Source organism: Paenibacillus pinisoli (assembly GCF_003605435.1).
In the GTDB taxonomy this organism is placed as follows: Bacteria; Bacillota; Bacilli; order Paenibacillales; family Paenibacillaceae; genus Pristimantibacillus; species Pristimantibacillus pinisoli.
Genome location: NZ_QXQB01000002.1, coordinates 967882 through 992319, shown reverse-complemented (window position 1 = coordinate 992319; position 24438 = coordinate 967882). Strand labels below are relative to the sequence as shown.

Sequence of the window (24438 nt, the reverse complement as noted above, 5' to 3'; positions counted from 1 at the left end):
ATGGCGATCGGAGATCGTACACCCGCTGAAATTATAGCCCCTGTTGCTTTAAGTGCTACGGCAACGGCAAGGTATACCAATAGTGCGGCGAATAGGACACAAGTTACCGGGATTTGGCTTAGCAATAACGGGGCATCCGAACGTAAGGTATCTCTTTACAAAAACGGTACGGCAACTGTAAATATGATCGCTAGCGCAATTGTATTGCCGGCAAGCGGTTCGATTTTTATTGATTTGGCAGGTAAAGCCCTTGTATTTACAGGTACGCAAACACTTGCTGCCAAACAAGATGCCGGTGCAGATGTCACAATGGCTGCTTATGGCATTATTGAACAGATAGCATAGGAGGCGCTTCTATGGATAAAAAGTTTGGCGGGGTTACAGGATTTAATGACGCTATATCTGGATTTGATGGCGGCAATTCGTCGACTGGCCCTACAATTAAATTCGTAAAAGTAACGATAGCTACTACAGCGCCTGTATCGCCATCCGTCAATGATTTATGGATAAAGGATACGGACACAGGCGGTAAAATTATATTTGATACGGATAAAGCAATACCCGCGGTGGGGGACTACTTTATCCGAACATATGAAAAAGAACAGATCGCGAAAGCCTCGGAGCTGAAAATGAGTAGATATCATGCTCCAGTTCAACCGGAAACTCCTGATTTAACTGAACATGGAAAGTTTGCATACACGATGACGGACTTATTTGATGTTTACGCAAGGCTCGGTCAAGTCTGGAAACGTACAACAACAGGCGAAGTGATGCTTGCCGCAAGCCGCTGGACTGGAGCACAGTGGGAGACGATTTCAAGTGTCAATGTACTTTTCATTGTAGGTGTTCAGAATGAAGGTATTCAAGTTCGCGAGTTAATAGGTGGAGTTCCTGTAAGGTCTGACTCTACTGCACATTTTAGCCACATTGCTGTCGATCCTGATAGAGGGAAAATTTTCACAACAAGTAATTCAACCAGCGGGCAAATCTATTGTAGAGATCTGCAAACCTTTGAACACTATTGGACGGCATCGTTCTCAGGTGATACGGGTTATAACAATAAGGTGATAATTAGTTCTAATGGCAATGTATGTGCTGCAAATATAGGAGGTTCAGCCAAATGGAATATGTTTAACACTAATGGGGGCAATGTTTATTCGTCTTCAATATTCTCAAATGGTATAATGTCACACGCAGCTGATGGTGTTAGGGATATATACTTTGTTGTAGGAAACAGCTCACCTTCAACAATATCCATTAGGAATTCAACCGGCGCAGCCTTAACAACTCAATCTATATCGAATTATGTTTCTGATATAGCAGTTGATTCTCAAGGCAATGTTGTGTTGGTGTACAATTTTGGCACAGGAAGAATAGCCAAGTGGTCGGTTGTGAGCAATGGTTCATCGTATACTTTATCGCAGGTTTTTACGGGCGTTGGACTTGCAGGCTCATACAGTAATGTAGCCATTGATGAAAATGATGTAATTTACGCTTACTGCTATGATCTATTTAAAATCACCAAGGTGTCAAGCGCAGGGACGGTGCTAAGCGATACAGATATTTTACCGCACTTTTCTTGGCAGCCAAGTAAAAATCAGAGGGATCCCAAGCTCTATGTAACTGGAGAACATGTCATTTTAAAAGTGTCGGAAGCAGTATCCAATGGAAAGATGATCGTTCTTATTTTTAATAAAAATACGATGTCGCTTGTTTCTTCATATAGCTATACTGGGGCGAATCCACATACTTGGGGCCTTGCTACAACAATAGGTGACGTCAGAAATTTTCGGAATAAATTTTAATTCAGGAGGCTAATAACTATGCCGCTTATTCATTATGATTCTGCTGAGGATATTAGTAAAACAAGGGTAGTGACTATTCATTACCGTCCAGACTTGCTTAGCGAGGGGGAACGGGCTGAATTTTCTAAAGAAGTTCCCTTTGTCCCTGAACCGGAGGATAAGGAAGGCAAATATGCTGTTCTTTACATTAACCGAGAGACGAATGAGTTATGGTATGAGTACTATGACGCTCCCCTTTCGGAACAAGAAAGAATGGAATTGCTTGAACGGAAATTGGCTCAGAAGACAACTGAAGTGGAAGATCTATATTTGCTTATGGCTGATTTCATTGCAAAGGTATAAGAAAGGGGCAGAGCATATGTTGACACAAATTGAAGTATCGGTAATCGCCCAGGCCTGTACGATCCGCTATGATCGGGGCGAGACAGACATCCAGTCGGTAGTCGAATCCTATGGATTCAGTGATGATCATAACGCCCTGGTTTTTGCGACTATTCTATCCAAGCGTCCTGATATCAACTTATAAAAAACAATGCCGAGGTTTGCAAAAGCATAACTCACAGCATTGTTTTTTTAATTTTGTAATTAACAAGGTTCCGCAATTGCGGGGCCTATTTTCATGCAGAAAGGGACGATGATATGCCAGACATGCAAAATGAAATGCTGCAGCGCCTGACGCGGGTCGAGACAAAGGTTGACGGCATGGACGGCAAGCTTGACCGCGCCATCACGGCGAATGAAATGGCGGTGGAAGCACGCGCTTCTGCTGCCTTAGCCCATCAGCGCATTGATAAAATCGAAGATAACCAAAAGTGGCTGTGGAGGACAATGGTTGGTGCTGTGCTCGTTGCTGTTGTTGCTTTTATCATTGGCGGGGGACTTCAGTTATAGCTCTGCAGAGAGACGACCGTCTCACGCTGTACTAACTATTCCAGGGGGTGATCAGGTTGAGACTTATCGGAGAATTAAACCCGGAGCTTGTAATTGATCCAGGACATGGAGGCAAGGATCCGGGAGCGAGCGGGAATGGCATTGTCGAGAAGCTGATGACGCTCAACATCTCGCTGTATCAATATGAGCGGTTCAAGCAATTAGGCGTTAAGGTAGCATTGACGCGGGACAGTGATGTCACGCTAGACAGCTCGGTGCGATCCTCGCTGGTGAAAAACAGCGGGGCCAAGTATTGTATCAGCAATCATATCAACTCCGCTGCATCAGCAGTTGCTGCAGGTGTTGAGACCATTCATAGCATCTATAACGACGGGAAGCTGGCAGCGGCTCTTATGCAAGCCATTGCAGACGCTGGCCAGCCTAAACGTTCAACGCCGGTATACAGTAAGATGAATGCTTCCAATGGCGACTATTACTTTATGCACCGTCAGACGGGAAATGTATCTACCGTTATTGTGGAATACGGTTTTTGCAGCAACCCCGTTGACGCAGCGCGCCTGTTAGCCAATTGGAAACGCTATGCCGAGTCTGTGATGAAAGCGTACTGTCTATTTAAAGGCCACAAGTATTCACCACCTGTTGATACATCCATACCGCCTGTGATACCGCCAATATCTCAGCCTACCCCTCCCGTGCAATGGGTAGAGGGATTCTCTGATATTGCCGGTCACTGGGCGGAGAGCTCTATCGTGAAGGCGAAGCAAGCGGGGATTATGAGCGGCCTATCAGAAGGCATCTTTGGCCCCGAACAGCCGATGACCCGCGCACAAGCCGCAGTATTGCTGGACAGGCTCGGATTGTTGAATAGGAATAAGGGAGGCAACCCGGAACATGAATAACGAAATCATTCAATTTATTACAGAGCAAGCGCTGGTGCTGATGCCGGTGCTTTTTGTTATCGGTCTGCTGCTGAAAAACACCCCATGGTTGGCGGATTGGGCGATTCCGTGGGTACTGCTGGTGCTTGGCGTGACAGGAGGCATCTTAATTGTAGGCGATGCGCTTCAAGGTATAATCCAGGGCATTCTTGTTACGGGGGCGACCGTATTAACCCACCAGCTTGTGAAGCAGACACTAAGCAAGAACTGATCATGGAGCCCGGGTACCCCCCGGGCTTTTCTTCTATTTAAACCTCACTCTCAAAACAGCCTCAATATCAACCTCAAAAATCAATTCCACAATTTTCTCTAAACACATCTTTAATAGGATAGTTTTTGTAAAACAGCCGTTATTACATAATCTCCGCCAATCGTAGATCTCTCGTTTTTAATCCTCAAAAATCGACAAAGCTAGACTCTGCCCTCGCCTCATATTAAAATCTAACTAACGAATAATTTACCACTATGAAGTAGACAGGTGAGGTCATGAGCAGCAGCGACAACATGCTTAAGGAATATGGGTTTCGCGGGTCTATGGACTTGCCGGACTTTATTAGGCTTGCCGTTGTATTGACGGAGATGGTTGGCCGCGAGCATCAGCAGACGTCTGTAATCGGGAATTTGGATCCTGATCATATAAAAATAGTAAGTGGCGGCAGGGAAGCACGTCTGATTGGAAGCGGAGAGTCGCATGCTGCTTACCGGTCGCCTGAGCAATCGGGGCGGCTTAATGGTGTGCCGGACGTACGCTCCGACTTGTATGCGTTGGGCGTAATTTTGTATGAGCAGCTGTCGGGGCGGCTGCCGCTGGAGCCTGACTGGGACGGGGACTGGGAGTCTGCGCACATCTACAAGGCTCCGCTGCCGGTATCCGAGATTCGTCCTGAATGGGCTGGTCAGCTTGATGCGATTCTCATGAAGCTTCTAGCCAAATCACCGGAACAGCGCTACCAGGGCGCGTATGGCTTGCTGGATGATTGGAAGCAATGCCTGGCTATGCTGGAGAACGATGGAGTGCTGGCTTCCTTTGAGCTGGGACGGTATGATCAAGCCCGTTCGTTCCGGTGGCCAAGCCAATTGTACGGACGAGATGCGGACCTGGAAATGATGGAGTCCGAGCTCAAACAGGCGGCTCAAGGCGAGCAAATTTTTCGATGGATAACAGGCCCTGAGGGCAGCGGCAAAACAGCGCTTGCCCACAGCATTCGGGAGATGGCTGTGTTACAGGGAGGCCGCTTTGTCGAAGGCGGATTCCTGCGGGGGCAAGAATCGGCGCCCTTGGAGCCAATTGTTAATGCTTTGAACGAATGGCTGCTCCAGCTGTGGAGCGAGCCCCCTAATATAGTTGAGGGGCTGAAATCCAAGCTCCTTTCTAATTTCAGCTCGGAAGCTGGCACCCTAACCGCAATGCTGCCCGGCATGCGAATGATTTTCGGGGAGACGGCGGGTAAGGGAACACTTCCTAATGCTGAAGACATGAAGCGATTTACAGAACGGGTGCCGGACTTGATCCGTTGCTTGGCTGCAAGCCTTCCTCCTCTAGTTCTATTTATTGACAACATGGATTGTGCCGACAGAGGCACCTTGGATATCATAAAAGCGCTTGCAAAGGGGGCTGCAGCTTCTGGTCTGCTTTTTATCGGAGCTTTCCGTACAGAGGAGAGCTCTGTTAACAATGCAGAAGGGATGACAGCTTTTTACTCATCAGAAGTTTTCGCTTCCCGATTGGCGTTACAGCCTTTGAGCTACGAGGATGTAAGACATTATGTATCGCATGCCTTGCATGAAGAGTCGTCAAGGCTTCGTTTATTAGCGAGTTCTCTGTTCTACCAAACAAGCGGCAACCCGAGGCAGATGGAGCTGTTGCTCAGTAACTGGCTGCAGGAAGGGAAGCTGAGCTTTCACGAGAGCCGGCAGCGGTGGACATGGGATTCTGGCTGGATGCCGTCAACCGGAGCGGGATTGAATCGCGATCTGATGAAGGAGAACTTCGGCATATTACCGGATGAGGAGAAATCGTTGCTTGCGATGGCGGCGGCGATAGGGGGGGCCTTTCATCTGGCCTTGCTTGCAGAAGCCTGCAACTGCACTCCAGAGTCTGCAGCCTGTATGCTTCGCAAAGCCGAGGCCGCAGGCATGGTCGGACGAGAGGACGACGAGGGGGAGGAGAGCACATACCTGTTCCTCCATGAATACGTTCGCGAAATGGCTTATGGCTACGATCCGGAAGGCAATGCGAATCGCCATCTGACCATTGGAAGACTGCTTCAGCAGCGTTACGAAAGAAGCGGCGAAATGTCGTTCGCGGCGGTGGATCAGTTGAATATGGGTGCAGGGGCAATGGCGCTATGGGAAAGAAGACAGCTGCCCGTGCTCAATCTTGAGGCGGGGCAGAGTGCTCTAGCCGACGCGCAGTATGCGAGCGCCAAGCGTTATGCGCAGGCTGGACTTATACATGCGGAGGATGAGCAGCTGCCGCAGACAGGCTCGGTATATGTTCAGCTGCGCTTGGCTGCAGCCTGGTCGGAATATATGGGCGGGAATCCGCAGCATGGCCGAGATATTGTACTTGATTTAAAGAGCCGTGACCAAAGGTTAAGCAGAGCTGAGCGCATTCAAATCTGGACGCCGCTGATCCAGTTCCATGCGATTGTGGAGAATGATACCGCTGTCGAATATGTGAAAGAAGCATTGGAAGCATACGGCTGGAAATACCGGGAGGGAACTTCGAAGCTGGCCGTTATGAAGGAAGTCGTGCAGACGCAATCGGCGATGTATCGAAAACGGCACAGTCTGCCATTATTGAGCTTGCATAAGGATGACGAATATTTAAGCCTCTGCATGCTTATGGAGCGATGCTTTTTACCCCTTCTTATGCATAATGCGGAAGCGCAAATCGAGCTTTATGCACGCTTCATCCGTTACGGAATCAGCCGGGGGATGAACGGGCCGCTGGCCATGCTTATTGCAAGCTACAATCTCTTGATGCATAGAGTGCTGCCAGGCTATGCTCAGGTTGTTCCTGCACTTGACCTGGAAAGGATCACAGCCGCAGATCCCTCTCGGCTTCATCGGATTTTTTTTATAAGCGGGATGGCGAGGCAATTGGAGAGCCCGCAAGAGGCGTCTCATTTGCTCTTCAAGGCGATGCGACGAAGTGTTGAGTATGGGGATAAAGAGTTTGCCAATATTGCGATGATTACTTGCTTAATCGGGTATTATGGCAGTCTTTATGAGCTTGAGGACTTGCTGGAGTTTTTCTCGGAGCATGTTGGCCCAAGCGCAAATGACAAGACGATAGAAATAGTTCAGATCGCAAAAGATTATTTGGCTGCCCTGCAAAATGAGTCCTTGATGGCCGAGTATGTTAAGATGCCGCAGTATGCGGAGGAGGCGTCCGAGGAGGATAACTATAGCTGCCTATGCAAGCTGGAGGTGGCTTTCTTGTCGGGGCATTACCGTGATGCGCTGTATTGGGCAAGGCGCAGCAGGGAGAGTGAGCTTGCAGAGGATTGGGCGCGTGTACGGAAACAACGTGTATTCGAAGCATTGACTTTAGCCGCTCTCTATCCTGATGCCAGTGCGGAGGAAAGCAAACGGATACGCAAGGCGCTGCATGCGCAACTGCGCAGGATGAGAAAGTGGAAGGGGCATCTTGGACAAGGCTCCTCTGCCTACTTGCTCCTAAAAGCGGAATGCGAACGATTAGCCGGACGTGAGCAGAAAGCGCTGCGTTATTATATCGATGCCGTAAAGCAATCCAGGTCTGATAAGTATGGTTTAATGGAAGGGATCATTTGCGAGCGCCTTGCTTTATGCTATAAGCAGGACCTGATCAGCAGCGGGGGAGCCATGATCGCCATGCTGGATGCAGGCACGGCGTATTCGAATTGGGGCGTAACCTCCAAGGTGACGCAAATCCGCAGCGAGCATGCGCATTTGCTAGGCGTTGCTCCTAAGCTATACGAGGTTGGAGCAAAGAGGTCACTGGAAGAGAATCAGACCGACTTCGTCCAATTGCATATGCCTCGCAAGGAGGGCTCCAATGATGATACCAAGGTTCCTGCAGGAGAGGACAAGCTGCTTCAGCAGCTGCTTCACGGATTCGGACAGTTGGCAAAAGGACAGTGGGTTACGAAGTTATTGCATACCGCGCTTCGCCAATCGGGAGCTGATCGAGGACGCGTGCTGCGTGACGATCAGTTAAGCTTTGCAGTGGCAGCAGAGCTGGGGATGCCTCATTCTGAGGAAGGAGACTTGTTTGCGGATAGCGTGCTGCGGCATACCCGTGCAACGAAAGGGCCGGTTGTTGTTCATGACGCGATTCGAAGCTACTGGATAAGGGACAATTACATCGCGTCCCTGAAGCCGCGTTCCATCTTATGCATGCCATTTTCGGTTCCAGGCGAGCCGTCCGGGTTTTTTCTCTACTTGGAAAACCAGCATGTGCCTGGCGTATTTACCGAGCGCGATTTGAAGGTGCTTGAGCTGATTGCAACACGCATTATCTATATCCATCTGATTGAAGGAGATCTGCCAGGGACAGAGACAATAGAGGGCACAGTTGAAGTTCAGGAAGGTTTGGTAGAGCCGCTTACCAAGCGGGAGCTGGAGATTTTGACAGCCATATCGGAAGGAATGTCCAATAAGGATATTGCGGATCAGCTTGGGATTACCGAGACGACGGTCAAGACGCATGTGTCCAGAATTTTTGGCAAAATGGGCGTGAAGCGTCGCGGCCAGGCGGTTGTGAGAGCGAATGAGCTGGGACTGCTCCGCAAATAAATGCCAGTAGCCCAACCTGCGCGAGTCAGTGCTCCGCAGGTTGGGCTGTGTTTGATTTCAACGCTACACGAGCGCGCCTTCCTCTTGCACAATAGCCATTGCTTTCTCGAAATCTTCTTCTTCAATAACAATAGTAAGAAGAATATCGCGTCCCGTCGTTTCGTTGTCATCTCCGCCAGAGCTCATGCCGCTGGCGCTTACGCTAGCAGAAGCTAGAATGCCGGCATCGCGATCGGGGAAGTCTCCACCAAGAGTCAAGGTGGCCAGACTGTCGAAATTGCTGGTTATCGGATTCATTATGTGATCGACGCCGTCCCCGGGATACCCATCGAATCGGTCGATTGAGCTGTCGACCAGCTTTAAGTCTTTTATACGCTGCAAGGCTTTTTCGGCCTGCTCAGGACTGCGGAAGAAAGCCAGAATGTTTTTTTCTGCCATCGGACGGACTCCTTATCGATAAGTGGTTTCCGGATCGTATCCGGCAATAGCATATATACTGCTCGTCCGATGAATGAAGTATGCGTAAAATTTGGTACATGTGCAAGAGGCCGATTTTGGATGAGCAAAGCTGCCAGGGATGATAGGTGCGGTTATGTCGGATATACATATTTTCAAATTTTTGTATGATTTCAATTCCCTTGAAAGATAATAATCGGGGTTACAACCACAAACTTTCGAGGAGGCAACAAAACAAATGAACAACAACTTCCAATCCGGCAACGTATCCGGCCAATTGAATCAAATTGAAGGCATTGTACAGCAATTGATTCAACAGACTCAGCAAGCATCCGCACAATACCAGCAGCTGTTGAAGCAGGAGCAGGAGAACGCGCAGCTTCTTCAACAACTTTCGCAACGCGAGCAGCAAGCTGCACAAACGATCCAAACCGCTTTGCAAGGCCATCAGACAGCAGTTCAACAATTGCAGCATATTACGAACCTGTGTAACCAAATTTCTCATACTTCCGCAACTTCCGGCAGCATTGCGGCAAACACACAGCAACAACCGTATTCGAACTACGGCAGCTCCAGCTACTACCGTCAATAAGGTTGACGCGGGGTAAATGGCATAAGCATCTATTAGGCAGTTTCGGTCTACATAGGGCGCCAAATGAAAAATCCCTTGAATCGTTAATGATTCAAGGGATTTTTTGCGTCGTACATTAATGTTGTTCCGAGAGGAGAGGGAGAGGCCGTTCTGCCGGGCCTTCCAACACTTCGCCTTCAATGGAGAATCTGGAGCCATGGCATGGGCAATCCCATGTGCGTTCTCCGTCATTCCATTCCACTTCGCAGCCCATATGGGTGCAAGTCGTGTCCACGATGAACAGCTTGCCTTCCTTATCTCTGTAGGCGCCGGCTCTGCGCCCGTGCAGGGTGACAGCCGCTCCTTCATCCCGCTCCAGGTCATCCGGCGTACGGCGAACCATCTCCAGCTTGCCGCTGATCAAATGTTTGGCGACGTCGAAGTTGTCGACCACCAGATTCTTGAGCGTCTTCACAGAGAGCGATCTGGAAGGCATGAACAGCTCCGCATAACGGTTCTCTTTCTCCTGAATGAGATCGCTGATCATCATCGCGGCCGCTGTGCCTGTCGTCATCCCCCATTTTTTGTAGCCGGTGGCGATGTAGATATTGGACTTCGATTCCGCGTCGGTAATCGGTCCGATATACGGAAGCTTATCTCCCGTAACCAAGTCTTGCGCCGACCAGCGGTACAAAATTTCCTCTGTGTTAAATTGCTGGGCAGCGTATTCCTGCAGGGCTTCATAGTGGTTAATCGTGCAAATTCCTTGGCCTGTCTTATGCTTCTGTCCGCCTATGATGAGGAGAGGCGAGCCGTCCTCAGCGGTCGCGCTTCGTATAGAACGCTTTGGATCCTCCGCACTGATATACATGCCGCCTGGATAATCCATATTGGATTTTACGCCAAGCGCATAGGAACGCTCGGCATGCATGCGTGCGAAGAAAAATCCGTAACCATCGTAAAACGGGTAATGCGAGCAAATCGCTACATGCTTGCATGTCACGGCATGTCCGTCAGCCGTTCTGACAGTAGGGAGCTCCCCTTTTTCGATATCAATGGCAGTTGTACCTTCGTATACATGTCCGCCAGCCTCCGTCATTTCGCGGACTAACGCCTCTAGATAGCGGAGCGGGTGGAATTGAGCCTGATCGTTCATCTTGATGGCAGCTTTCGAAGGCAGATTCTTCAGCGGGATATGATCCAGATAAGCGCCCGGAATGCCGAGCGCATCGTACGCAGCCATCTCGTTCTCCAGCTTGCGGATGTAGTCATCCGAGTTGGTGAAGACGTAGGCATCCTGCTTCAAGAACCCGCAGTCGATTGCATGCTGATTAACCGAACGTTCAATAAATCGAAGCGCATCCTGATTGGCTTGAAAATAAAGCGAAGCCTTTTCCTTGCCCTCCTGCTTGATAAGCTCGTCATAGATCAGATCGTGCTGTGCTGTTATTTTCGCTGTGGTATGGCCTGTCGTTCCATGGAGCAGCTTGCCGGCTTCGAGCAATACGACGCTGAGGCCTGCTTTGGCAAGCAAATAAGCGGTTGTAATGCCGGAGATGCCTCCTCCAATAACGGCTGCATCGGCTTCAGTATCATGCTGAAGCTTCGAGTAGGCGGGCAGCCCTTTAAGTGATTGGAGCCAATACGATTCCGGGTATGTTGGCAGCGGTGGCAAATTGGCCATCGTAATCCCCTTTCTGAAGTAAGTGCTTCCTTCATTCCTTCCCAAATTTCGACATTCTATTCGGATGTCTGCCTATATCTAAATAGCGGATTGACTCTTACGTATACTGGAGAGTTTATAATGAAGTCAGAAGGGAGGCGTAGCATATGTATTCCATCGGCCAATTGTCCCAAAAAACCGGCATCTCCATTCGGACGCTGCGCTATTATGATGAACTGGGTTTGCTCAAGCCTGCCAGGGTGGCGGAGTCGGGTTATCGCTATTACTCCAATGAGGAAATTCGTCTGCTTCAGCACATCGCGGCACTTAAGGAGCTTGGCTTCACGCTGGCTTCCATTAAGGATTTATTGTCTGAGGGAAAGGAGGCAGCAGATCAAGAGAAGCGCTGGATGTCATATCTGAATATGGAGCTGGAGGCAATCGAACAGGAGCGGGCGAGGCTGGACAGTATGGAGAAGCTGCTGCAAACCGCGAAGCATGCGCTTGTGATCAAAGGGGAGTTTGACCCGGAGGATATCTTTTTATTTATTCGCGCGCTTCAGTCGCCATCGGAAATCAGGGATCGTTTTTTAGAGGAGCATTTTACGGAAAGAGAGATTGCGATTATTAAAAAACTGCCGGATCTAAGCTCCAAAGACCCTCGCGCGATGAAATGGGCGGAGATCATACGCACTGTCAAGCTGCATATGGACGAGCCGCCATCGTCTGCGGTTTCGCAGCAGCTTGCAGCAGAGATTATAGAGATTACGATGGAGTGGTTTGAGCAGGATGAGATATTGCTTGAGAAGTACTGGACTTTAATTCGACCTGATGAAGGGGCGGACTCGAAGGTGTATGCCCTCGATTCCGGCGTGATGGACTATATTGACAGCATTGTAGATTGGTATTTGCTGCATGGGGAAGGAGCGACATCAAATGGCGGGAAAGTTGAATAAGCCGATAAGCGAAGGAAGGGCTTGGTCCTACGTCGTCATCGGCGGCATGCTTGAGATTGTCTGGGCCAGCGGCTTTAAGTATGAAGCGATACCGTCATTGGTCGTGCTGATTGCTTTGCTGACCAGCTTCGACCTCATTATCCGGGCTGCCAAAGTGCTTCCGGTAGGAACGGTATACGCTGTGTTTGCGGGGATGGGCACGCTCGGCACGACAATGATGGAGATGATACTGTCAGGCGAAGCGGTCAAGCCGCTGCGTATTGTTTTTATTCTGCTGCTGCTTGGCTGTATGATCGGGCTGAAACTTACGGCGAAAGGAAGTGGGCGCTAATGGACTGGCTTATGCTTATTGGCGCAGGTCTATTCGAGATCGCTGGCGTAATCGGCATTAAACGCGTGGCGCAAAACAATAATTGGACGAACAATATAATCCTGATTGGCGGATTCATTATCAGCTTTCAGCTGTTGATTGAAGCCATGGGGACGATTCCGCTGGCGACGGCGTACGCGGTGTGGACCGGGATCGGCACGGTCGGAGCGGCTGTCGTCGGCATGATTTTTTTCAAAGAACCGAAGAGCTGGCTCCGAATCGGCTGCATTTTGGGCATTATTTTTTCAGTCGTAGGGTTGAAATTGGTTAGCTAATAGGACAATTGGTCCCATTGCACCCGGCTGCGCACTTCGAATTGCAATGTATCTTCAATGTCGGAGATGCGAAGCATCAGGCGCGACAGATCTTGAAGCGAGAAAGGCTGATCGGCCATGGCTGCAATGCGGCGGACGTAAGCTCTGAGTGCAGGAAGATGAATGCCGAATACGGATGGATCTTCCATATTGCGGACATAGACATGATCAGGCACAGATAAGGCCATGCTTTCCATGTCGGAATCATTGAACAAATATTGCTCGAACGGTGCGTCAAGACGTATGTATAACGTGCTGTCCCAGTCAAGAGCTTCCGTATTCTCAATCATGAGCCAAATCGGAATGGGCTGGCCTGTATCGGCATCCTGCTCATAGAAGACTGCTTGTCTCATCGCTGGCTGATCGCTCCTTTCTTTTCATAGGTTTGTCGCTGCAGCTGCATGAGCAGCTTGGTTGTTGCATCCGAGTAGCCGTGCTTGAAGGCGGGCAAGGCGGCCAAGCGGGCACGCAGATTGCGGTCTCGCCGTTCTTGGTTCATTCGCCGGGTAATTCGTTCAAGCCTTGCTTGCGCAAACTCGGCAGGCACGCCGAAGGTTTCGGCTAACTGGCGGTAGCAAGAAGGCTGATTCGGGATAGCCGTTACCTCGCGAAGCATGTGCAGGGGCATGGCGCTGTACTGCTGGAATAATCCGGCTTGTGTCTCCTGCAGGCTGACGAAGGAGGGAGGAAGCTCTCTCTGATTGCCGGCATGCAGCGCAGGATGGCACAGCTCATGGAAAAAAGCGAGGCGCTGCTCATGCCGATCCATATGGATGTTCAAGAAGATCAGGCAGTCTCCGTCTTCATCATAAAGAACTTTCGTCTCGCCCTCCGTATAAGCGATGAATGCGTCAAAGAGGGAAGCGATATGATCCAAATCTTCCAAATCATCAGGGGTCCGAATGCCCCCCTCCTCGAATTTGGCTTGAATCCACAGCTCCATAGCCGTAGGTCGATAGAGTTCAAAGTTTAGAAGCTCCATGCCGCTCCTCCTCGTATAAGAATGTATGTTCGCTTATTTGCCGAAAAATAAAACCCCTTAGGGTTAATTGCCAGCTGCCTCTATTGGATAGCTGTGATAGTGGTGGTGCAAGCCGAGAAAATCGGCTTAGCGCGTCCCAGCATCAGCGGAAGCTCACTGCAAGCCGAGAAAGTCGGCTTGGCGCTCCTTACTCACTAGAAGTATCACGTTCCCGGCGGCGTTTTTCTTTGAACGCCCGGAACATCTCTAGCTCGCGTTTTAAATGCTCCGCTTCTTCCTCGTCTATTTCTTCAGGTGGTCCGCCTAAATATGCAATATATACGCCAGATTCAGGCTTCGTGCTCTTGCTGGACGCTAGGCGCTCTGAAGTCTCATTACGCAGCGTCTTTGGATTGGAATTATCTGAGAGATCCAGCAAATAGTCAGCGTTTGTATGGAGCGCGTCTACTAGAGCCGCTAACGTCTCGTGCGGCGGCGCGCTGCGCCCTTGCTCGTAGTTGCTGATCGCGGCCTTGGTCAGGTTAACTTGGTGCGCAAGCTGCTCTTGCGTGAGCTTCATAAGCTTTCTGCGTTCAGTTAACCGATCGGCTCTAAACACGATAATCTCTCCTTAACAGATATGCGAGACGAAATGAAAGATTAAGCTATTTTTAGGTACAAGTATATTGTACTACATATCGAGCGAATTTCAATATAAAGACAAAATCTATATCGTTTTTACTTAAATAATTTAAATCTGGGATCCAATGTACAAGAAACTTGTACAAATATGTGCGCTGGTTGAACAATCAATCGGATTGTATCCCCAACCAACCCATCATCAAACAGTTGATATAGATATTGCTACGCATAAATAGAGTGAAAATGTAAGTTTGTCGAATTGATCCAGCACAAGGGAGGAGAACAGCCATGAAACTGTACACCGACAAAAGGATTCAGTATGGCGTAACCGCCCTGTACCCGCTAGCGGCTTTTGGTCTGCTGTATTTCGGGGAATATCTATTAAGCTCTTGGATTGCTCCTGTGTGTGCTTTCCTGTTGTTCTGCTGTCTATGGAGAGGCATGCGCCAGGTGCTGTGGTCCAATCTGCTGTTATGGGTGGCTGCCTTGCCGGTCTGGCTTATTTCTCTTGAATCGGATGGCAGAGAACAAATTCTGGCGAATCTCGTATTCATCATTATGATGTTTCTCCCTGCGCTTCTGATCCCGCAGCTGCTTATTGTCGATATTCGCAATAGGCTTCTTCTTAAGCTTTCCCAGAGGCGGGAGTATCCCGTTTCATAGATCTGACTTATTATCCTCATAAAGCCACACAGCTAAGAGCCCTCCGAGGAGCAGGCGTACCGGTTGCCGCAGGCAGGTTCCCATAAGAACTTGACCTTCGCCCCCGTATAAGCCGAACTGCTTCCCACAGAGGGCTCTTCTTCGTGTGCAAAAATCACACCCGACGTCATGATAGCTAACGCTCTTTTTTGACAGAAATGTTCACCAATGATTAATACAGAGAGCGAAAAAGGATAAAATAGCGAGCATTTGTGTAAAAAAGAACCATTGTTATCGTTTTCTTACTTTCAAATCCGATTTTACAGATGAATTCCGTTGGGATAGGGTATTAGAACAAACAAAAAACAGTTATTGGTTACAAGGGAAAACACTTCTTGATCTAGGCTGAACATGGCTCGAGCTGGCAATTGCCCAGTCTTACCTTCCTAATGACATAAAGTCCCGTAACCAGGAAGGAGTGAATGTCGATGTATTATGTGCTTTATTTGACCACAGGCAGTTTTTTATTGTTCCAAGTGCTGTACACGGTGATCCCTCTCCTGTATAGCAAGGTGATGAAGCTGGAGCCAGACCTGGAGGAAAAGACGCTGTCGGTTCTCGTGCCGGCCTACAACGAAGAGAAGACGATACAGAACTGCCTGGATGCGATGGACGGCCTGAACTACCGCAATCACGAGATTATCATCGTGAATGACGGCTCCAGGGACCGCACCTTCGAACGTCTGCAAGAGCTGCTGGATCTTCGCGTCAATTACCGCAAGCCGAATCAGCGGCTGAAGTATAAGCGGGTTAGGGGTTTTTACCAGTCTGCGCTATACCCGAATATTTTCGTCATTGACAAGCTCAATGGCGGCAAAGCGGATTCCCTGAACGCAGGCATCGATTACGCCGATGGGGAGATCGTCATTACGCTGGACGCGGATAGCATGCTGGAGGCTAATTCCCTTAAGTACGTTAATCAGTATTTCTATGATCCGTCGATCGTCGCTCTAGGCGGCACGGTCAAAATTGTGCAAGGGGCGAAGCGGAAGAACGGCGAGATTCATGAGACGTTCACAGGCAAAGGCATTGTGCGCAGCCAAATGATCAGCTACATCCATAGCTTCTATGTGCGCAAGCTGACGCAATCCTATTTTAACTCCATCGTCGTCATCTCCGGTGCGTTCGGCGCCTTCTACAAGGAGCTGATGTATGAGGTGAACGGCTTCCGCAGCACCGTTGGCGAGGACATCGACATTACGCTGAAAATTCACGAATACATCAAGGCGAACAAGCTGAACCAAAGGCTGGTCTACGCGCCTGAGGCGGTATGCTTTACTGAATGCCCGGAGGATATGAAGAACTTCTACAAGCAGCGCATCCGCTGGCAGAAGGCATTCGTAGACTGCATTCTCATCTATTGGTCGAAGCTCTCCCGCAGCTTCAAGCCGGGCATTAGCATCTTTTTTGCCATCGACGGCTTTATTCTGGGGACGCTGACGGTATTTACTACCGTATTCTACCTAATCGATGCAGCATTCTCTGGCAGCAATCTGTTTATCGCTTTCCTGTTATTTATTATTACGATCTTCATTAATGCCTTGCAGCTTGGCATTTCCTTTCTGCTATGCAGGAAATACGGCGGGCATTTCACCCTATGGGAGTATGTCAAAATGATGGCGTTCAGCCAGTATGACCTCATCTCGTATAGATTGGTGCTGATGTATATCAATGTCGTCGGCACCTTCAAATATTTCGATAACGACAATGGCTGGGGGTTCGTCGAGCGTAAGGGCGTCGCATCAATCGGACGCAATACGTCGGCAAGCGCCCGATAACCGGACGGAGGCAGACCATGAGCAGCGTAAGCACCGCCAAGCCGGCGGGAAAACGAATCATTTATATCGACCTATTGCGAATTATTTCTATCGTAGCCGTTATCGTACTGCATATCTCGGCTTCGCTGCTGACCCGTACGAATGATTTTTCGACGACATCCTGGTGGGTGAGCAATGTATTCAATTCCATCTGCCGGTTTGCAGTTCCGGTATTCTTCATGATTAGCGGCGCGATGATCCTGCGTTCGGAGATTAAGTCTTTGAAGGATTTTTATTTGAGAAGGGTATGGCCGCTTGTTGTATCCTTGCTGTCCTGGTCGCTCATTTACGGGCTATTCTACCAATACTATCTGTTGAAAAGCGATATGAATGCGCTGGAGTTCGTAGCGGACTTCGGCTACAAGCTGCTCACCGACCAGAATTATGTGCATCTATGGTTTCTTTACGCCATCATTGCAGTCTATATGACTGTGCCACTCATCTCCAAGTTAGTGAAGGCCTGCAGCGAAAAGGATCTGCGCTATTATTTGCTGCTGTGGTTCGTGATAAGCATCCTGTACCGGCTGATCTCGGATATTGTGTACCGCGCCACCGATCAGTATCTCTACATTTCAAGCATGAACATTCCTCTCTTTATGGGGTATCTCGGCTATTTTATTTTAGGCTATTATCTCTTTCACTATGAGCTGCCGACGATATGGAAGCACGTCTTGTACAACCTGGGCATTCTATCGTTCGTGCTGACGCCTATATTGACCTATGGGGTGTCGAAGCTGAACGGTACGCTGGACGAAATGTTCTACGGCAACTATTCCATTACAAGCTTTCTGATGGCGGTCGGCCTTTTCCTCTTCTTCAAAGAAAAGGATACGGCCATATCGCGAAGGACCAACGACAAGGTGCGGAAAGTGATCAGTTCAGTCTCCGCCGCAAGCTTCAGCATCTATCTGGTACATCTGCTGGTGGAGACGATGGTTGCGCGCAGCGTGGGGGTGGAGGCGTCGTTCATCGAGACGGCGGGAAGTCTGATCTTCAATCTGGCGGCAGTATTCGCCGTCAGTTACATTGCGGTCAAGGTGCTTAATCTGAACCGCTTTGTGACGGCAATCTTATTCGGCGGGAGAGGGTGACAGACTTGAGAGCGAACAAAGCGGTCAAGATCAATGCATGGACGAAGCTGATCGTCGCAGTCGTATTAATCGGAATAGGCATTTATTATGTGCAGAGCATTGGAGGGGAGGAGCGCCGAGTCAACACCGTCTATATCGAGGCTTGGCGTGATCCCGCGAATGTGAAGCTGTCGGAGAAGGGCGTAGACATTGCCTTTGTCGCATTTGCGAAGATTGCAGGAACTGACTTGTTCTTCCATGAGGATGAAGCGGCGAATGAGCAAATCAAAAACAATATCAAGGCTCTGAAAGAAAACAATCCAAAGACGAAGTTTGTGCTGGCGGTCGGCGGCTACGGGGTAGACGGCTTCTCTGACGCCTCCATGGACGGAACGCGTTACTTGTTCACCGAGAGCATCATCGAACTGGTGAAGGAGCTGGATCTGGACGGCGTCGACATTGACTGGGAATTCCCGGCGCATGACGGCTGGGGCACGGTGAAGGCCAGTCCCAAGGATACGGTCAACTTTACCAGCCTTATGAGGGAGCTGCGAGAGAAGTTGAACCTTTTGCCGCATAAAGGGGACAAGCGCTACATCCTGACGTTCGCCGCCGGCTCCCAGGACTGGTATTTCGATAAAGTCGAGCTGAAGGAAGTGGAGAAGCACGTCGACTACATTAACGTCATGAGCTATGACTTAACCGGCCGCTGGTCGGACAAGACCGGCTTCAACGCCAATCTGTATCCCGACAGCAAAGGGCAATCTCCGCTTAGCATTGACCATATTATAACGAGCTACTTGAAGCATGGCGTGGACAGCAAGAAGCTGCTGCTCGGCATTCCGGCCTATTCCTACGCTTGGTCAGGTGTGAAGGATACGGGGGACGGCCTCTTCCAGACGGGCGAGCCGATCGATATCGTGAAGACGGACCTCAGCTACAAATCCATTGTGAAGGACTATTTGAACCAAAACGGCTTTACCCGTTATTTCGACGAGGAAGCAAAGGCGGCCTATCTGTATGACGGTGACACCTTCATCAGCTATGAGGATCTGGAAGCAGTGGATGCGAAAATTAGCTACATTAAGAAAAAGAATTTGGCCGGCGCCATGGTATGGGAATACGCCCAGGACGCGGAGGACGGCATCATTCAATATTTGACGGACAATCTGAACGAGGATTAATCCCTCTGCGCTGCCCGACAAGGGACAGCTGGTCTTATTTTTCAGCATTTGTCGGACATGATCTACCCATACCCCTCTCTTAATCTCGCATATGCTGTAGTAAGCATGATAGAGAGGAGGATCCATATGTCGGCAAAAGCAAAGATTAGCGGTTTGGGAAAAGGCAGAAGGGCTGTTCTTGTATCCGGAGACCGTCGCAGACATCACCGCAGACACCATCGCAGACACGAAGATTTTGCGGTGGAAGGGATTCAAGAGATGGGAGCGGACTTAAGCAGATCATTCGCCAAGCTTCGGAAACGCTGCAAGGCACGCAGGCTGGTTGCGGCTATCCGCCATTGCGACCGCAGAGCGATTAATGAGATTTTTGAATGGAGATGCCGGGCGATTTGCTTCTTCCGTAAACCTGGATTTGATTGTGTGAAAATCAGCTGTTGTTTCGGACGAGGCTCCGCGTTTGTTACGTTTGATATTTGCGTAAGAAGCTTGAATCGTTGTTGCGGATTTGACGGCGGCTTCAGAAACGGCTTCTTTTAATTCTCTAGCCTTCTTGGGAATGAGAAGCCCGGTCTCTCGTCGGAGCGGACCGGGCTTCTTCCTATTCCTGTCATGACAGCTCAGCAAGCTGATTCATAACTTCGATATAGTAGGCGGCCTCACGCGGCACGAATTGCTCCGCACGGATGACGCAAGCATCTGGGACAAGCAGGCCGGCGTCTGGCGCAGTTCCGTCAGCCAGCTTCATGCCATGTACGGCAAGCTCGTCTGCCGAACCTTCGAACAGCTTGAGCATATCGGCAATATCCGCCTCGTAGATGCCGGCGACCTCTTCAGGCTGCAGGCGGAATTCGGACAGCGGCAGCTCGCATACGAGGGCGAACACGTCGCTCACTTCCCGGTCCATATATACGGAGCCGCCGACGATGCCCTCGGCTTCTTCGCGTATTTGCCCGAGCGGGACAAGCTGATCGAAGTCCGCCCGGATGCCGAGCTCCTCCTCCAGTTCCCGGGCAGCGTCCCGGACTGTCTCGCCGGCAGTCAGGTGACCCGCGGCCGTAATATCGAAGCTCCCGGGATTAGTATCCTTGCCGAGCTGACGCCGCTGGAACAAGACAACAGGACGGCCTTCAATCCGCCGCGTCAGCCAGCAATGGAACGACCGATGCCAATATCCGTGCTTATGAGTCTCGGAGCGGGTGGCCGTACCGATCGGATTCATGGCTTCATCGTAGATGTCGAACCTCTCCTCAGCCATTGGCCGCAGTCTCCAGCTGCGATGTGCAGTGCTTGCAGCGGGTTGCCTTTACCGGCACTTTGGACAGGCAGTAAGGGCAATCCTTCTCCGTCGGTTCCGCCTTGGCTGCATCCGGATCCTCTTTCTTCCGGCGCAGGGCGTTAATGCCTTTGACCAGCAGGAAGATACAGAACGCGACAATGACGAAATCGAGTATGACGTTAATAAATACGCCGTACTTGATAACAGGCGCGGTAGCTTTCTCAGCATCTGTTAGTGTAGATAAATCTACTAATGGAATCTGCAAATCTCTGAAATCTACTTCCCCCAGGATGTATCCGATAGGCGGCATGATAATGTCATTAACCAGCGAAGTGACGATCTTGCCGAATGCGCCCCCTATGATTACGCCCACAGCAAGGTCTACAACATTGCCGCGCATGGCGAATTCTTTGAACTCGTTCACAAATTTAAATTTCATCGTGCTTTCCTCCGTTTTCTTCTCAGGTACCCTAGTAACTCTAGTATGAACCAAATCTAGCATTGCTATTCCAGAATAGCAAGACCTAAGGAAGGGGACGAATGCCCTAATTCAACAAAAAGCGTCATGATCTACGCGAAAGAAAAAGGATATTTTGGTAATTTGTCGAACTCACTTAAGATGTAAGATATTCAGTAGCGGAGGAGGAGCGCAAGTGAGCCACCCGATATTGTACGGCAACCCTTACTATTTGCTGCTTTCGCTTTCGATCATGTGCTTTGCCTCCTTTACGATGATGAGTATGATAGACCATATGAGGCCTCAAATCGCCCGGCAATCGGTCAATTGGCTGATTGGCGCTGCGCTGGTCTTCAGCTTGGGGCTATGGACGATGCATGTTGTGTCGATGATGGCTTCCGATTATGTGATTGTAGTGGACTGGAGCATGATGGCAACTTTTCTGGCATGCGTGGTCACGACCTTCGCTGCGTTGTATATCATCTTCCATAAGCCTGACATTTCGCGGTTTTGCGAATGCATCGCTGCCTTCATGCTAGCCTGTTCATCAATGCTGCTCCACTACATGTCCGTCCTCTCGAATTCCATTAAGGATTATTCCATTCAATATGCATGGTTTGCTCTTTCCTTCGTAATCAGCTTCGCCGGTGCTTATACCGCCATCCTCTTGCTTAAGAAGAAACCGCCATCTTATAAATTGGCCAACGGCCTTGTGCTGGGCATCTCCTGCATGGCTATGCACCAGCTTGGCATGCATGCCATTACAGTGCAGTACCGCGACATCATGACCATGGAACGGTTCAATGAATATTTGATGCTGCTGGCTTTTATTCTTTGCATGACTACCGTCCTGATTATTTCCTTCAGCCTTGCCACATGGTTCAATATTAAGAAATTCGCAGTGATGCACGGACGCTACAAGCTCCTTGTTGAAAACTCAATGGACACTATTGCTCTGATCAAAGACGGCAAATGGGAATATATGAATCCGTCCGGGCTTGCTTTGTTTGAAGCGAGGCATGAGCGGGAGCTGATTGGGGCCAGCGTCTATGGTCTGCTGGAGCCGAAGCATCACGCCGATATCGCCGAATGGATGGACGCGGAGCTGCCGGCGGAAGGGGCGCCCGCTCTGACAACGGAGCTGCGGTGGCGGACGCTTAGCGGCAAGCTGATCCATACGGAGATGGTTCGCGTCCGCGCATCCTTCTACGGCGCTCCTGTCGAGCAGGTCATTATCCGGGATATCTCGGAGCGGAAGAAGAATGAGGAGCTGCTGATCAAAGCGGAGAAGCTGTCTATTGCCGGCCAGTTAGCGGCGGGCATCGCCCATGAAATCCGCAATCCGCTCACCTCGCTCAAGGGATTCATGCAGCTATTATCTTCAGGCCGCAATCATAACAGCCATTACTATGCCGTCATGAAGTCCGATCTTATTCAGATTGAGACCATCATCAGCGAGCTGCTTATGTTATCCAAGCCGCAAGTATATGAATACTCGCATATCGATCTCAGGCAGCTGCTTTCAGAGTCGGTCGCCAGCTTGCGGGCGCATGCCGATATGTACCGGGTCCACTTGGAGTATGGGCAAGTGCAGCATCCGTTATGGGTGGTGGGTGTCGGGACACAGCTCAAGCAGGTATTTATTAACGTCATCAAAAATGCGATAGAGTCGATGCAAGACGGCGGCACCGTTCGTGTGGATGTAACTGTTAACGACAGAGGAATGGCCATTATCCGAGTCCGTGATGAAGGAGAGGGCATCTCCAAGGAGCAGCTTGCGAAGATGGGGCAGCCGTTCTATACGACCAAGGACAAGGGGACCGGCCTCGGGCTTATGGTCTCTTACAAGATTATCGACAATCACGAAGGCTTTATCTCGGCTGAGAGCGAGCTTGGCGTTGGCACCACCTTCACCATTCGCCTCCCTCAGCGCTGTCCGGCAACCGGCAAGCTGGAATTGCTCAACCGCCATGCATAAGTTGCAATGACATGCCGTTCCATGGTATATCTCTAATATACAAACATATGTTCTAGAGCGATGGAGGGCATTCCATCCTTTCGAAGAAGGAGATTAGAGAGATGGCGGAGCCGCTGAAGTTGATGTATGACGGAGTTTTTCTGGAGCAGTTCGGGATGAAGCTGAAGGAAGCTTGGGAGCCGTTCCATGTAGAGCTATTCGTCAGCGAGGCAAGAAGAGAGGATTGGGCAGAGCTGGAGCTAAAGCCCCGTATTCGCAGAATTGCCGAGGCTCTGGGCGCTGCCTTGCCGCGCGACTACATAGATGCGCTGGATGTGCTGTATCTCATTGATGAAGACTGTGTCGGGTTTCCATATCTGTTCTTCCCTGACTTCGTAGAAGTATACGGGAGGGGGGAGGAACACTGGGAGCGGTCGATGGATGCGCTCGCCCGGTTCACTCGTCGCTCAAGCTCGGAGTTTGCAGTAAGGCCGTTTATTATCGAGCACCCGGAGCGGATGATTCCGCAATTGCTGCAATGGGCAGACGATCCGGATGAGCATGTGCGCAGGCTGGCGAGCGAAGGCTCGAGACCGAGGCTGCCTTGGGGGCAAGCGATTGAGCGGTTCAAGAAAGATCCTAGCCCGATGCTGCCCGTCTTGGAGAAGCTGAAAGCCGATCCTTCGCTGTATGTGCGCAAGAGCGTCGCCAATCACTTGAACGATATTGCCAAGGATCACCCTGATCTGGTCTTGGCTATTGCTGAGAAGTGGCTCGGAGGGCATGAGTGGACGGATTGGATCGTTAGACATGCTTGCCGGACGCTGGTGAAGCGGGCCGACACGCGGGCAATGGCTTTATTCGGCTATACTGCCCACAATGCTGCTGAAGAGTCATTGGTTCAAGCCGCGGCATTGGAATTGTCGAAGACCGAGATTGCCATTGGCGGAGAAGTGAAGCTGCATTATCGCATTCAATTTAAGGATAACGGAACGACGGAGCGCTTCAAGCTGCGTGTGGAATATGGCATCGCCTTTGTGAAGTCCGGCGGGAAAACCTCGCTGAAGAGATTCCTGTTGTCAGACCGGGAGTTTAGTCAAGGCGAAGTGATCGAGCACGCGCGGGTGCATCGTTTCGCAGATTTGACGACACGCAAGCATTATCCTGGTACGCATGTCATTACCTTATGGGTGAATGGAATGGAGTTTGCAAGCGCAGAGCTTCTTCTCCGTGCTGAATAACAAGTGAAGAAAGGAGCAGGGCGCATTCGCCTTGCTCCTTTGTCATTTGTTCATATGGATGGCACAATTAGTCTTTATCCTTGTTGCTTGTCGTATGGCGTCTAGGATGCTGCATGTGCGCTTCCGGATTGTCGTCGTCATCATGCGGCGTGAGCCTTGGATCCGTGCGGCCTTCATGATGGTTGTCGAACTCAAGCTCGACCTGTCTCCATTCCGTCGATCCCAATATGGGATCGGCAGGGAAGGATTCGCCACGTTTAAGCTTCTCGTCACGTCCCCATTCATTGCGGTACACGCCGTCCGCTTCCACCGGCTCGCCGGAGATGGGGTCCATGCGATAATCTTCATGAGAATTGCTCATATGCCTGTATCCTCCTTGGGC

General features: G+C 50.1%; 27 protein-coding genes. 19 read left to right on the top strand and 8 right to left on the bottom strand.

What is annotated here, in order from left to right:
* The 8 genes from D3P09_RS11760 to D3P09_RS11730 all read left to right on the top strand — a co-directional run bounded on the left by D3P09_RS11760 (position 1) and on the right by D3P09_RS11730 (position 8419).
* A complete protein-coding gene (locus D3P09_RS11760) occupies positions 1-345 on the top strand; it encodes a hypothetical protein (RefSeq protein ID WP_120109982.1) in 345 nt (114 codons plus the stop codon).
* A gap of 11 nt (positions 346-356) precedes the next feature.
* Positions 357-1805: an NHL repeat-containing protein gene (locus tag D3P09_RS11755; protein ID WP_120109980.1), complete on the top strand. Its 1449-nt coding sequence runs from the start codon at positions 357-359 to the stop codon at positions 1803-1805.
* An 18-nt stretch (positions 1806-1823) separates the two neighbouring features.
* Positions 1824-2147: a hypothetical protein gene (locus D3P09_RS11750; RefSeq protein WP_120109979.1), complete on the top strand. Its 324-nt coding sequence runs from the start codon at positions 1824-1826 to the stop codon at positions 2145-2147.
* A 16-nt stretch (positions 2148-2163) separates the two neighbouring features.
* Positions 2164-2331 carry a hypothetical protein gene (locus tag D3P09_RS27660; RefSeq protein ID WP_165867406.1) on the top strand — a complete coding sequence of 56 codons (168 nt, stop codon included), beginning with the start codon at positions 2164-2166 and terminating at the stop codon, positions 2329-2331.
* 113 nt (positions 2332-2444) lie between these two features.
* Entirely contained in the window at positions 2445-2696 is a 252-nt protein-coding gene (locus D3P09_RS11745; protein WP_120109977.1) for a hemolysin XhlA family protein, read from the top strand.
* A gap of 56 nt (positions 2697-2752) precedes the next feature.
* Positions 2753-3595 carry an N-acetylmuramoyl-L-alanine amidase gene (locus D3P09_RS11740; RefSeq protein ID WP_165867405.1) on the top strand — a complete coding sequence of 281 codons (843 nt, stop codon included), beginning with the start codon at positions 2753-2755 and terminating at the stop codon, positions 3593-3595.
* Positions 3588-3845, top strand: coding sequence for a phage holin family protein (locus D3P09_RS11735; RefSeq protein WP_120109974.1), 258 nt, complete (start codon positions 3588-3590; stop codon positions 3843-3845). The genes D3P09_RS11740 and D3P09_RS11735 overlap by 8 nt, the downstream gene beginning before the upstream one ends.
* A 275-nt stretch (positions 3846-4120) precedes the next feature.
* Complete coding sequence (locus D3P09_RS11730; RefSeq protein ID WP_120109973.1) at positions 4121-8419, top strand: LuxR C-terminal-related transcriptional regulator; 4299 nt, start codon at positions 4121-4123, stop codon at positions 8417-8419.
* A 63-nt stretch (positions 8420-8482) separates the two neighbouring features.
* Here D3P09_RS11730 and D3P09_RS11725 read toward each other — a convergent pair whose 3' ends face one another.
* The gene (locus tag D3P09_RS11725) at positions 8483-8857 is read right to left on the bottom strand and encodes a hypothetical protein (protein ID WP_120109971.1); all 375 of its coding nucleotides are present in this window, start codon (positions 8855-8857) and stop codon (positions 8483-8485) included.
* Between the two features lie 256 nt (positions 8858-9113).
* On the opposite strand from D3P09_RS11725, the gene D3P09_RS11720 reads away from it, so the two are divergent.
* Positions 9114-9467: a hypothetical protein gene (locus tag D3P09_RS11720; RefSeq protein ID WP_120109969.1), complete on the top strand. Its 354-nt coding sequence runs from the start codon at positions 9114-9116 to the stop codon at positions 9465-9467.
* 115 nt (positions 9468-9582) lie between these two features.
* Here D3P09_RS11720 and D3P09_RS11715 read toward each other — a convergent pair whose 3' ends face one another.
* Positions 9583-11130 carry an FAD-dependent oxidoreductase gene (locus D3P09_RS11715; RefSeq protein WP_120109967.1) on the bottom strand — a complete coding sequence of 516 codons (1548 nt, stop codon included), beginning with the start codon at positions 11128-11130 and terminating at the stop codon, positions 9583-9585.
* A gap of 146 nt (positions 11131-11276) precedes the next feature.
* Between D3P09_RS11715 and D3P09_RS11710 the strand changes: the two genes are divergently transcribed.
* From D3P09_RS11710 to D3P09_RS11700, 3 genes are read left to right on the top strand one after another with little or no spacing between them, the layout of a single operon-like run.
* Entirely contained in the window at positions 11277-12065 is a 789-nt protein-coding gene (locus tag D3P09_RS11710; RefSeq protein ID WP_120109965.1) for a MerR family transcriptional regulator, read from the top strand.
* Positions 12046-12396, top strand: coding sequence for a DMT family transporter (locus D3P09_RS11705; protein ID WP_120109963.1), 351 nt, complete (start codon positions 12046-12048; stop codon positions 12394-12396). The genes D3P09_RS11710 and D3P09_RS11705 overlap by 20 nt, the downstream gene beginning before the upstream one ends.
* The gene (locus D3P09_RS11700) at positions 12396-12710 is read left to right on the top strand and encodes a DMT family transporter (protein ID WP_120109961.1); all 315 of its coding nucleotides are present in this window, start codon (positions 12396-12398) and stop codon (positions 12708-12710) included. The genes D3P09_RS11705 and D3P09_RS11700 overlap by 1 nt, the downstream gene beginning before the upstream one ends.
* Here D3P09_RS11700 and D3P09_RS11695 read toward each other — a convergent pair.
* The 3 genes from D3P09_RS11695 to D3P09_RS11685 all read right to left on the bottom strand — a co-directional run bounded on the left by D3P09_RS11695 (position 12707) and on the right by D3P09_RS11685 (position 14329).
* Entirely contained in the window at positions 12707-13102 is a 396-nt protein-coding gene (locus D3P09_RS11695) for a hypothetical protein (RefSeq protein ID WP_120109959.1), read from the bottom strand. The genes D3P09_RS11700 and D3P09_RS11695 overlap by 4 nt on opposite strands.
* On the bottom strand, positions 13099-13731 hold the full coding sequence (locus D3P09_RS11690; RefSeq protein WP_120109957.1) for an ImmA/IrrE family metallo-endopeptidase: 633 nt from the start codon (positions 13729-13731) through the stop codon (positions 13099-13101). The genes D3P09_RS11695 and D3P09_RS11690 overlap by 4 nt, the downstream gene beginning before the upstream one ends.
* 187 nt (positions 13732-13918) lie before the next feature.
* Entirely contained in the window at positions 13919-14329 is a 411-nt protein-coding gene (locus D3P09_RS11685; protein ID WP_120109956.1) for a helix-turn-helix domain-containing protein, read from the bottom strand.
* Positions 14330-14640: 311 nt separating this feature from the next.
* Between D3P09_RS11685 and D3P09_RS11680 the strand changes: the two genes are divergently transcribed.
* The 5 genes from D3P09_RS11680 to D3P09_RS11660 all read left to right on the top strand — a co-directional run bounded on the left by D3P09_RS11680 (position 14641) and on the right by D3P09_RS11660 (position 19662).
* On the top strand, positions 14641-15015 hold the full coding sequence (locus D3P09_RS11680; RefSeq protein ID WP_120109954.1) for a hypothetical protein: 375 nt from the start codon (positions 14641-14643) through the stop codon (positions 15013-15015).
* A 467-nt stretch (positions 15016-15482) separates the two neighbouring features.
* The gene (locus D3P09_RS11675) at positions 15483-16832 is read left to right on the top strand and encodes a glycosyltransferase family 2 protein (RefSeq protein ID WP_120109952.1); all 1350 of its coding nucleotides are present in this window, start codon (positions 15483-15485) and stop codon (positions 16830-16832) included.
* A gap of 17 nt (positions 16833-16849) precedes the next feature.
* Entirely contained in the window at positions 16850-17962 is a 1113-nt protein-coding gene (locus D3P09_RS11670; RefSeq protein ID WP_120109950.1) for an acyltransferase, read from the top strand.
* Positions 17963-17967: 5 nt separating this feature from the next.
* The gene (locus D3P09_RS11665) at positions 17968-19125 is read left to right on the top strand and encodes a glycoside hydrolase family 18 protein (RefSeq protein ID WP_120109949.1); all 1158 of its coding nucleotides are present in this window, start codon (positions 17968-17970) and stop codon (positions 19123-19125) included.
* A 126-nt stretch (positions 19126-19251) separates the two neighbouring features.
* Positions 19252-19662, top strand: coding sequence for a hypothetical protein (locus D3P09_RS11660; protein ID WP_120109947.1), 411 nt, complete (start codon positions 19252-19254; stop codon positions 19660-19662).
* Positions 19663-19732: 70 nt separating this feature from the next.
* Here the strand turns inward: D3P09_RS11660 and D3P09_RS11655 are convergent, their stop codons facing one another.
* Both D3P09_RS11655 and mscL read right to left on the bottom strand, forming a co-directional pair.
* Positions 19733-20380: an NUDIX hydrolase gene (locus D3P09_RS11655; RefSeq protein WP_120109945.1), complete on the bottom strand. Its 648-nt coding sequence runs from the start codon at positions 20378-20380 to the stop codon at positions 19733-19735.
* Entirely contained in the window at positions 20373-20840 is a 468-nt protein-coding gene (mscL, locus tag D3P09_RS11650; RefSeq protein ID WP_120109943.1) for a large-conductance mechanosensitive channel protein MscL, read from the bottom strand. The genes D3P09_RS11655 and mscL overlap by 8 nt, the downstream gene beginning before the upstream one ends.
* Before the next feature lie 214 nt (positions 20841-21054).
* On the opposite strand from mscL, the gene D3P09_RS11645 reads away from it, so the two are divergent.
* Together D3P09_RS11645 and D3P09_RS11640 are read left to right on the top strand one after the other, a co-directional pair.
* Positions 21055-22836, top strand: a complete 1782-nt coding sequence (locus D3P09_RS11645) for an ATP-binding protein (RefSeq protein WP_120109941.1) — start codon at positions 21055-21057, stop codon at positions 22834-22836.
* A 101-nt stretch (positions 22837-22937) separates the two neighbouring features.
* Positions 22938-24056: a DNA alkylation repair protein gene (locus D3P09_RS11640; protein ID WP_120109939.1), complete on the top strand. Its 1119-nt coding sequence runs from the start codon at positions 22938-22940 to the stop codon at positions 24054-24056.
* A gap of 67 nt (positions 24057-24123) precedes the next feature.
* Here the strand turns inward: D3P09_RS11640 and D3P09_RS11635 are convergent, their stop codons facing one another.
* Positions 24124-24417, bottom strand: a complete 294-nt coding sequence (locus tag D3P09_RS11635) for a transposase (RefSeq protein ID WP_120109937.1) — start codon at positions 24415-24417, stop codon at positions 24124-24126.
* Positions 24418-24438: the final 21 nt, after the last annotated feature.

What these genes read in the sequence shown, in the direction of transcription:
- D3P09_RS11760 (WP_120109982.1), top strand. Translation starts at nt 1, where the DNA reads ATGGCGATCGGAGATCGTACACCCGCTGAAATTATAGCCCCTGTTGCT.
- D3P09_RS11755 (WP_120109980.1), top strand. Translation starts at nt 357, where the DNA reads ATGGATAAAAAGTTTGGCGGGGTTACAGGATTTAATGACGCTATATCT.
- D3P09_RS11750 (WP_120109979.1), top strand. Translation starts at nt 1,824, where the DNA reads ATGCCGCTTATTCATTATGATTCTGCTGAGGATATTAGTAAAACAAGG.
- D3P09_RS27660 (WP_165867406.1), top strand. Translation starts at nt 2,164, where the DNA reads ATGTTGACACAAATTGAAGTATCGGTAATCGCCCAGGCCTGTACGATC.
- D3P09_RS11745 (WP_120109977.1), top strand. Translation starts at nt 2,445, where the DNA reads ATGCCAGACATGCAAAATGAAATGCTGCAGCGCCTGACGCGGGTCGAG.
- D3P09_RS11735 (WP_120109974.1), top strand. Translation starts at nt 3,588, where the DNA reads ATGAATAACGAAATCATTCAATTTATTACAGAGCAAGCGCTGGTGCTG.
- D3P09_RS11730 (WP_120109973.1), top strand. Translation starts at nt 4,121, where the DNA reads ATGAGCAGCAGCGACAACATGCTTAAGGAATATGGGTTTCGCGGGTCT.
- D3P09_RS11725 (WP_120109971.1), bottom strand. Translation starts at nt 8,857, where the DNA reads ATGGCAGAAAAAAACATTCTGGCTTTCTTCCGCAGTCCTGAGCAGGCC.
- D3P09_RS11720 (WP_120109969.1), top strand. Translation starts at nt 9,114, where the DNA reads ATGAACAACAACTTCCAATCCGGCAACGTATCCGGCCAATTGAATCAA.
- D3P09_RS11715 (WP_120109967.1), bottom strand. Translation starts at nt 11,130, where the DNA reads ATGGCCAATTTGCCACCGCTGCCAACATACCCGGAATCGTATTGGCTC.
- D3P09_RS11710 (WP_120109965.1), top strand. Translation starts at nt 11,277, where the DNA reads ATGTATTCCATCGGCCAATTGTCCCAAAAAACCGGCATCTCCATTCGG.
- D3P09_RS11705 (WP_120109963.1), top strand. Translation starts at nt 12,046, where the DNA reads ATGGCGGGAAAGTTGAATAAGCCGATAAGCGAAGGAAGGGCTTGGTCC.
- D3P09_RS11700 (WP_120109961.1), top strand. Translation starts at nt 12,396, where the DNA reads ATGGACTGGCTTATGCTTATTGGCGCAGGTCTATTCGAGATCGCTGGC.
- D3P09_RS11695 (WP_120109959.1), bottom strand. Translation starts at nt 13,102, where the DNA reads ATGAGACAAGCAGTCTTCTATGAGCAGGATGCCGATACAGGCCAGCCC.
- D3P09_RS11690 (WP_120109957.1), bottom strand. Translation starts at nt 13,731, where the DNA reads ATGGAGCTTCTAAACTTTGAACTCTATCGACCTACGGCTATGGAGCTG.
- D3P09_RS11680 (WP_120109954.1), top strand. Translation starts at nt 14,641, where the DNA reads ATGAAACTGTACACCGACAAAAGGATTCAGTATGGCGTAACCGCCCTG.
- D3P09_RS11675 (WP_120109952.1), top strand. Translation starts at nt 15,483, where the DNA reads ATGTATTATGTGCTTTATTTGACCACAGGCAGTTTTTTATTGTTCCAA.
- D3P09_RS11670 (WP_120109950.1), top strand. Translation starts at nt 16,850, where the DNA reads ATGAGCAGCGTAAGCACCGCCAAGCCGGCGGGAAAACGAATCATTTAT.
- D3P09_RS11660 (WP_120109947.1), top strand. Translation starts at nt 19,252, where the DNA reads ATGTCGGCAAAAGCAAAGATTAGCGGTTTGGGAAAAGGCAGAAGGGCT.
- D3P09_RS11655 (WP_120109945.1), bottom strand. Translation starts at nt 20,380, where the DNA reads ATGGCTGAGGAGAGGTTCGACATCTACGATGAAGCCATGAATCCGATC.
- mscL (WP_120109943.1), bottom strand. Translation starts at nt 20,840, where the DNA reads ATGAAATTTAAATTTGTGAACGAGTTCAAAGAATTCGCCATGCGCGGC.
- D3P09_RS11640 (WP_120109939.1), top strand. Translation starts at nt 22,938, where the DNA reads ATGGCGGAGCCGCTGAAGTTGATGTATGACGGAGTTTTTCTGGAGCAG.
- D3P09_RS11635 (WP_120109937.1), bottom strand. Translation starts at nt 24,417, where the DNA reads ATGAGCAATTCTCATGAAGATTATCGCATGGACCCCATCTCCGGCGAG.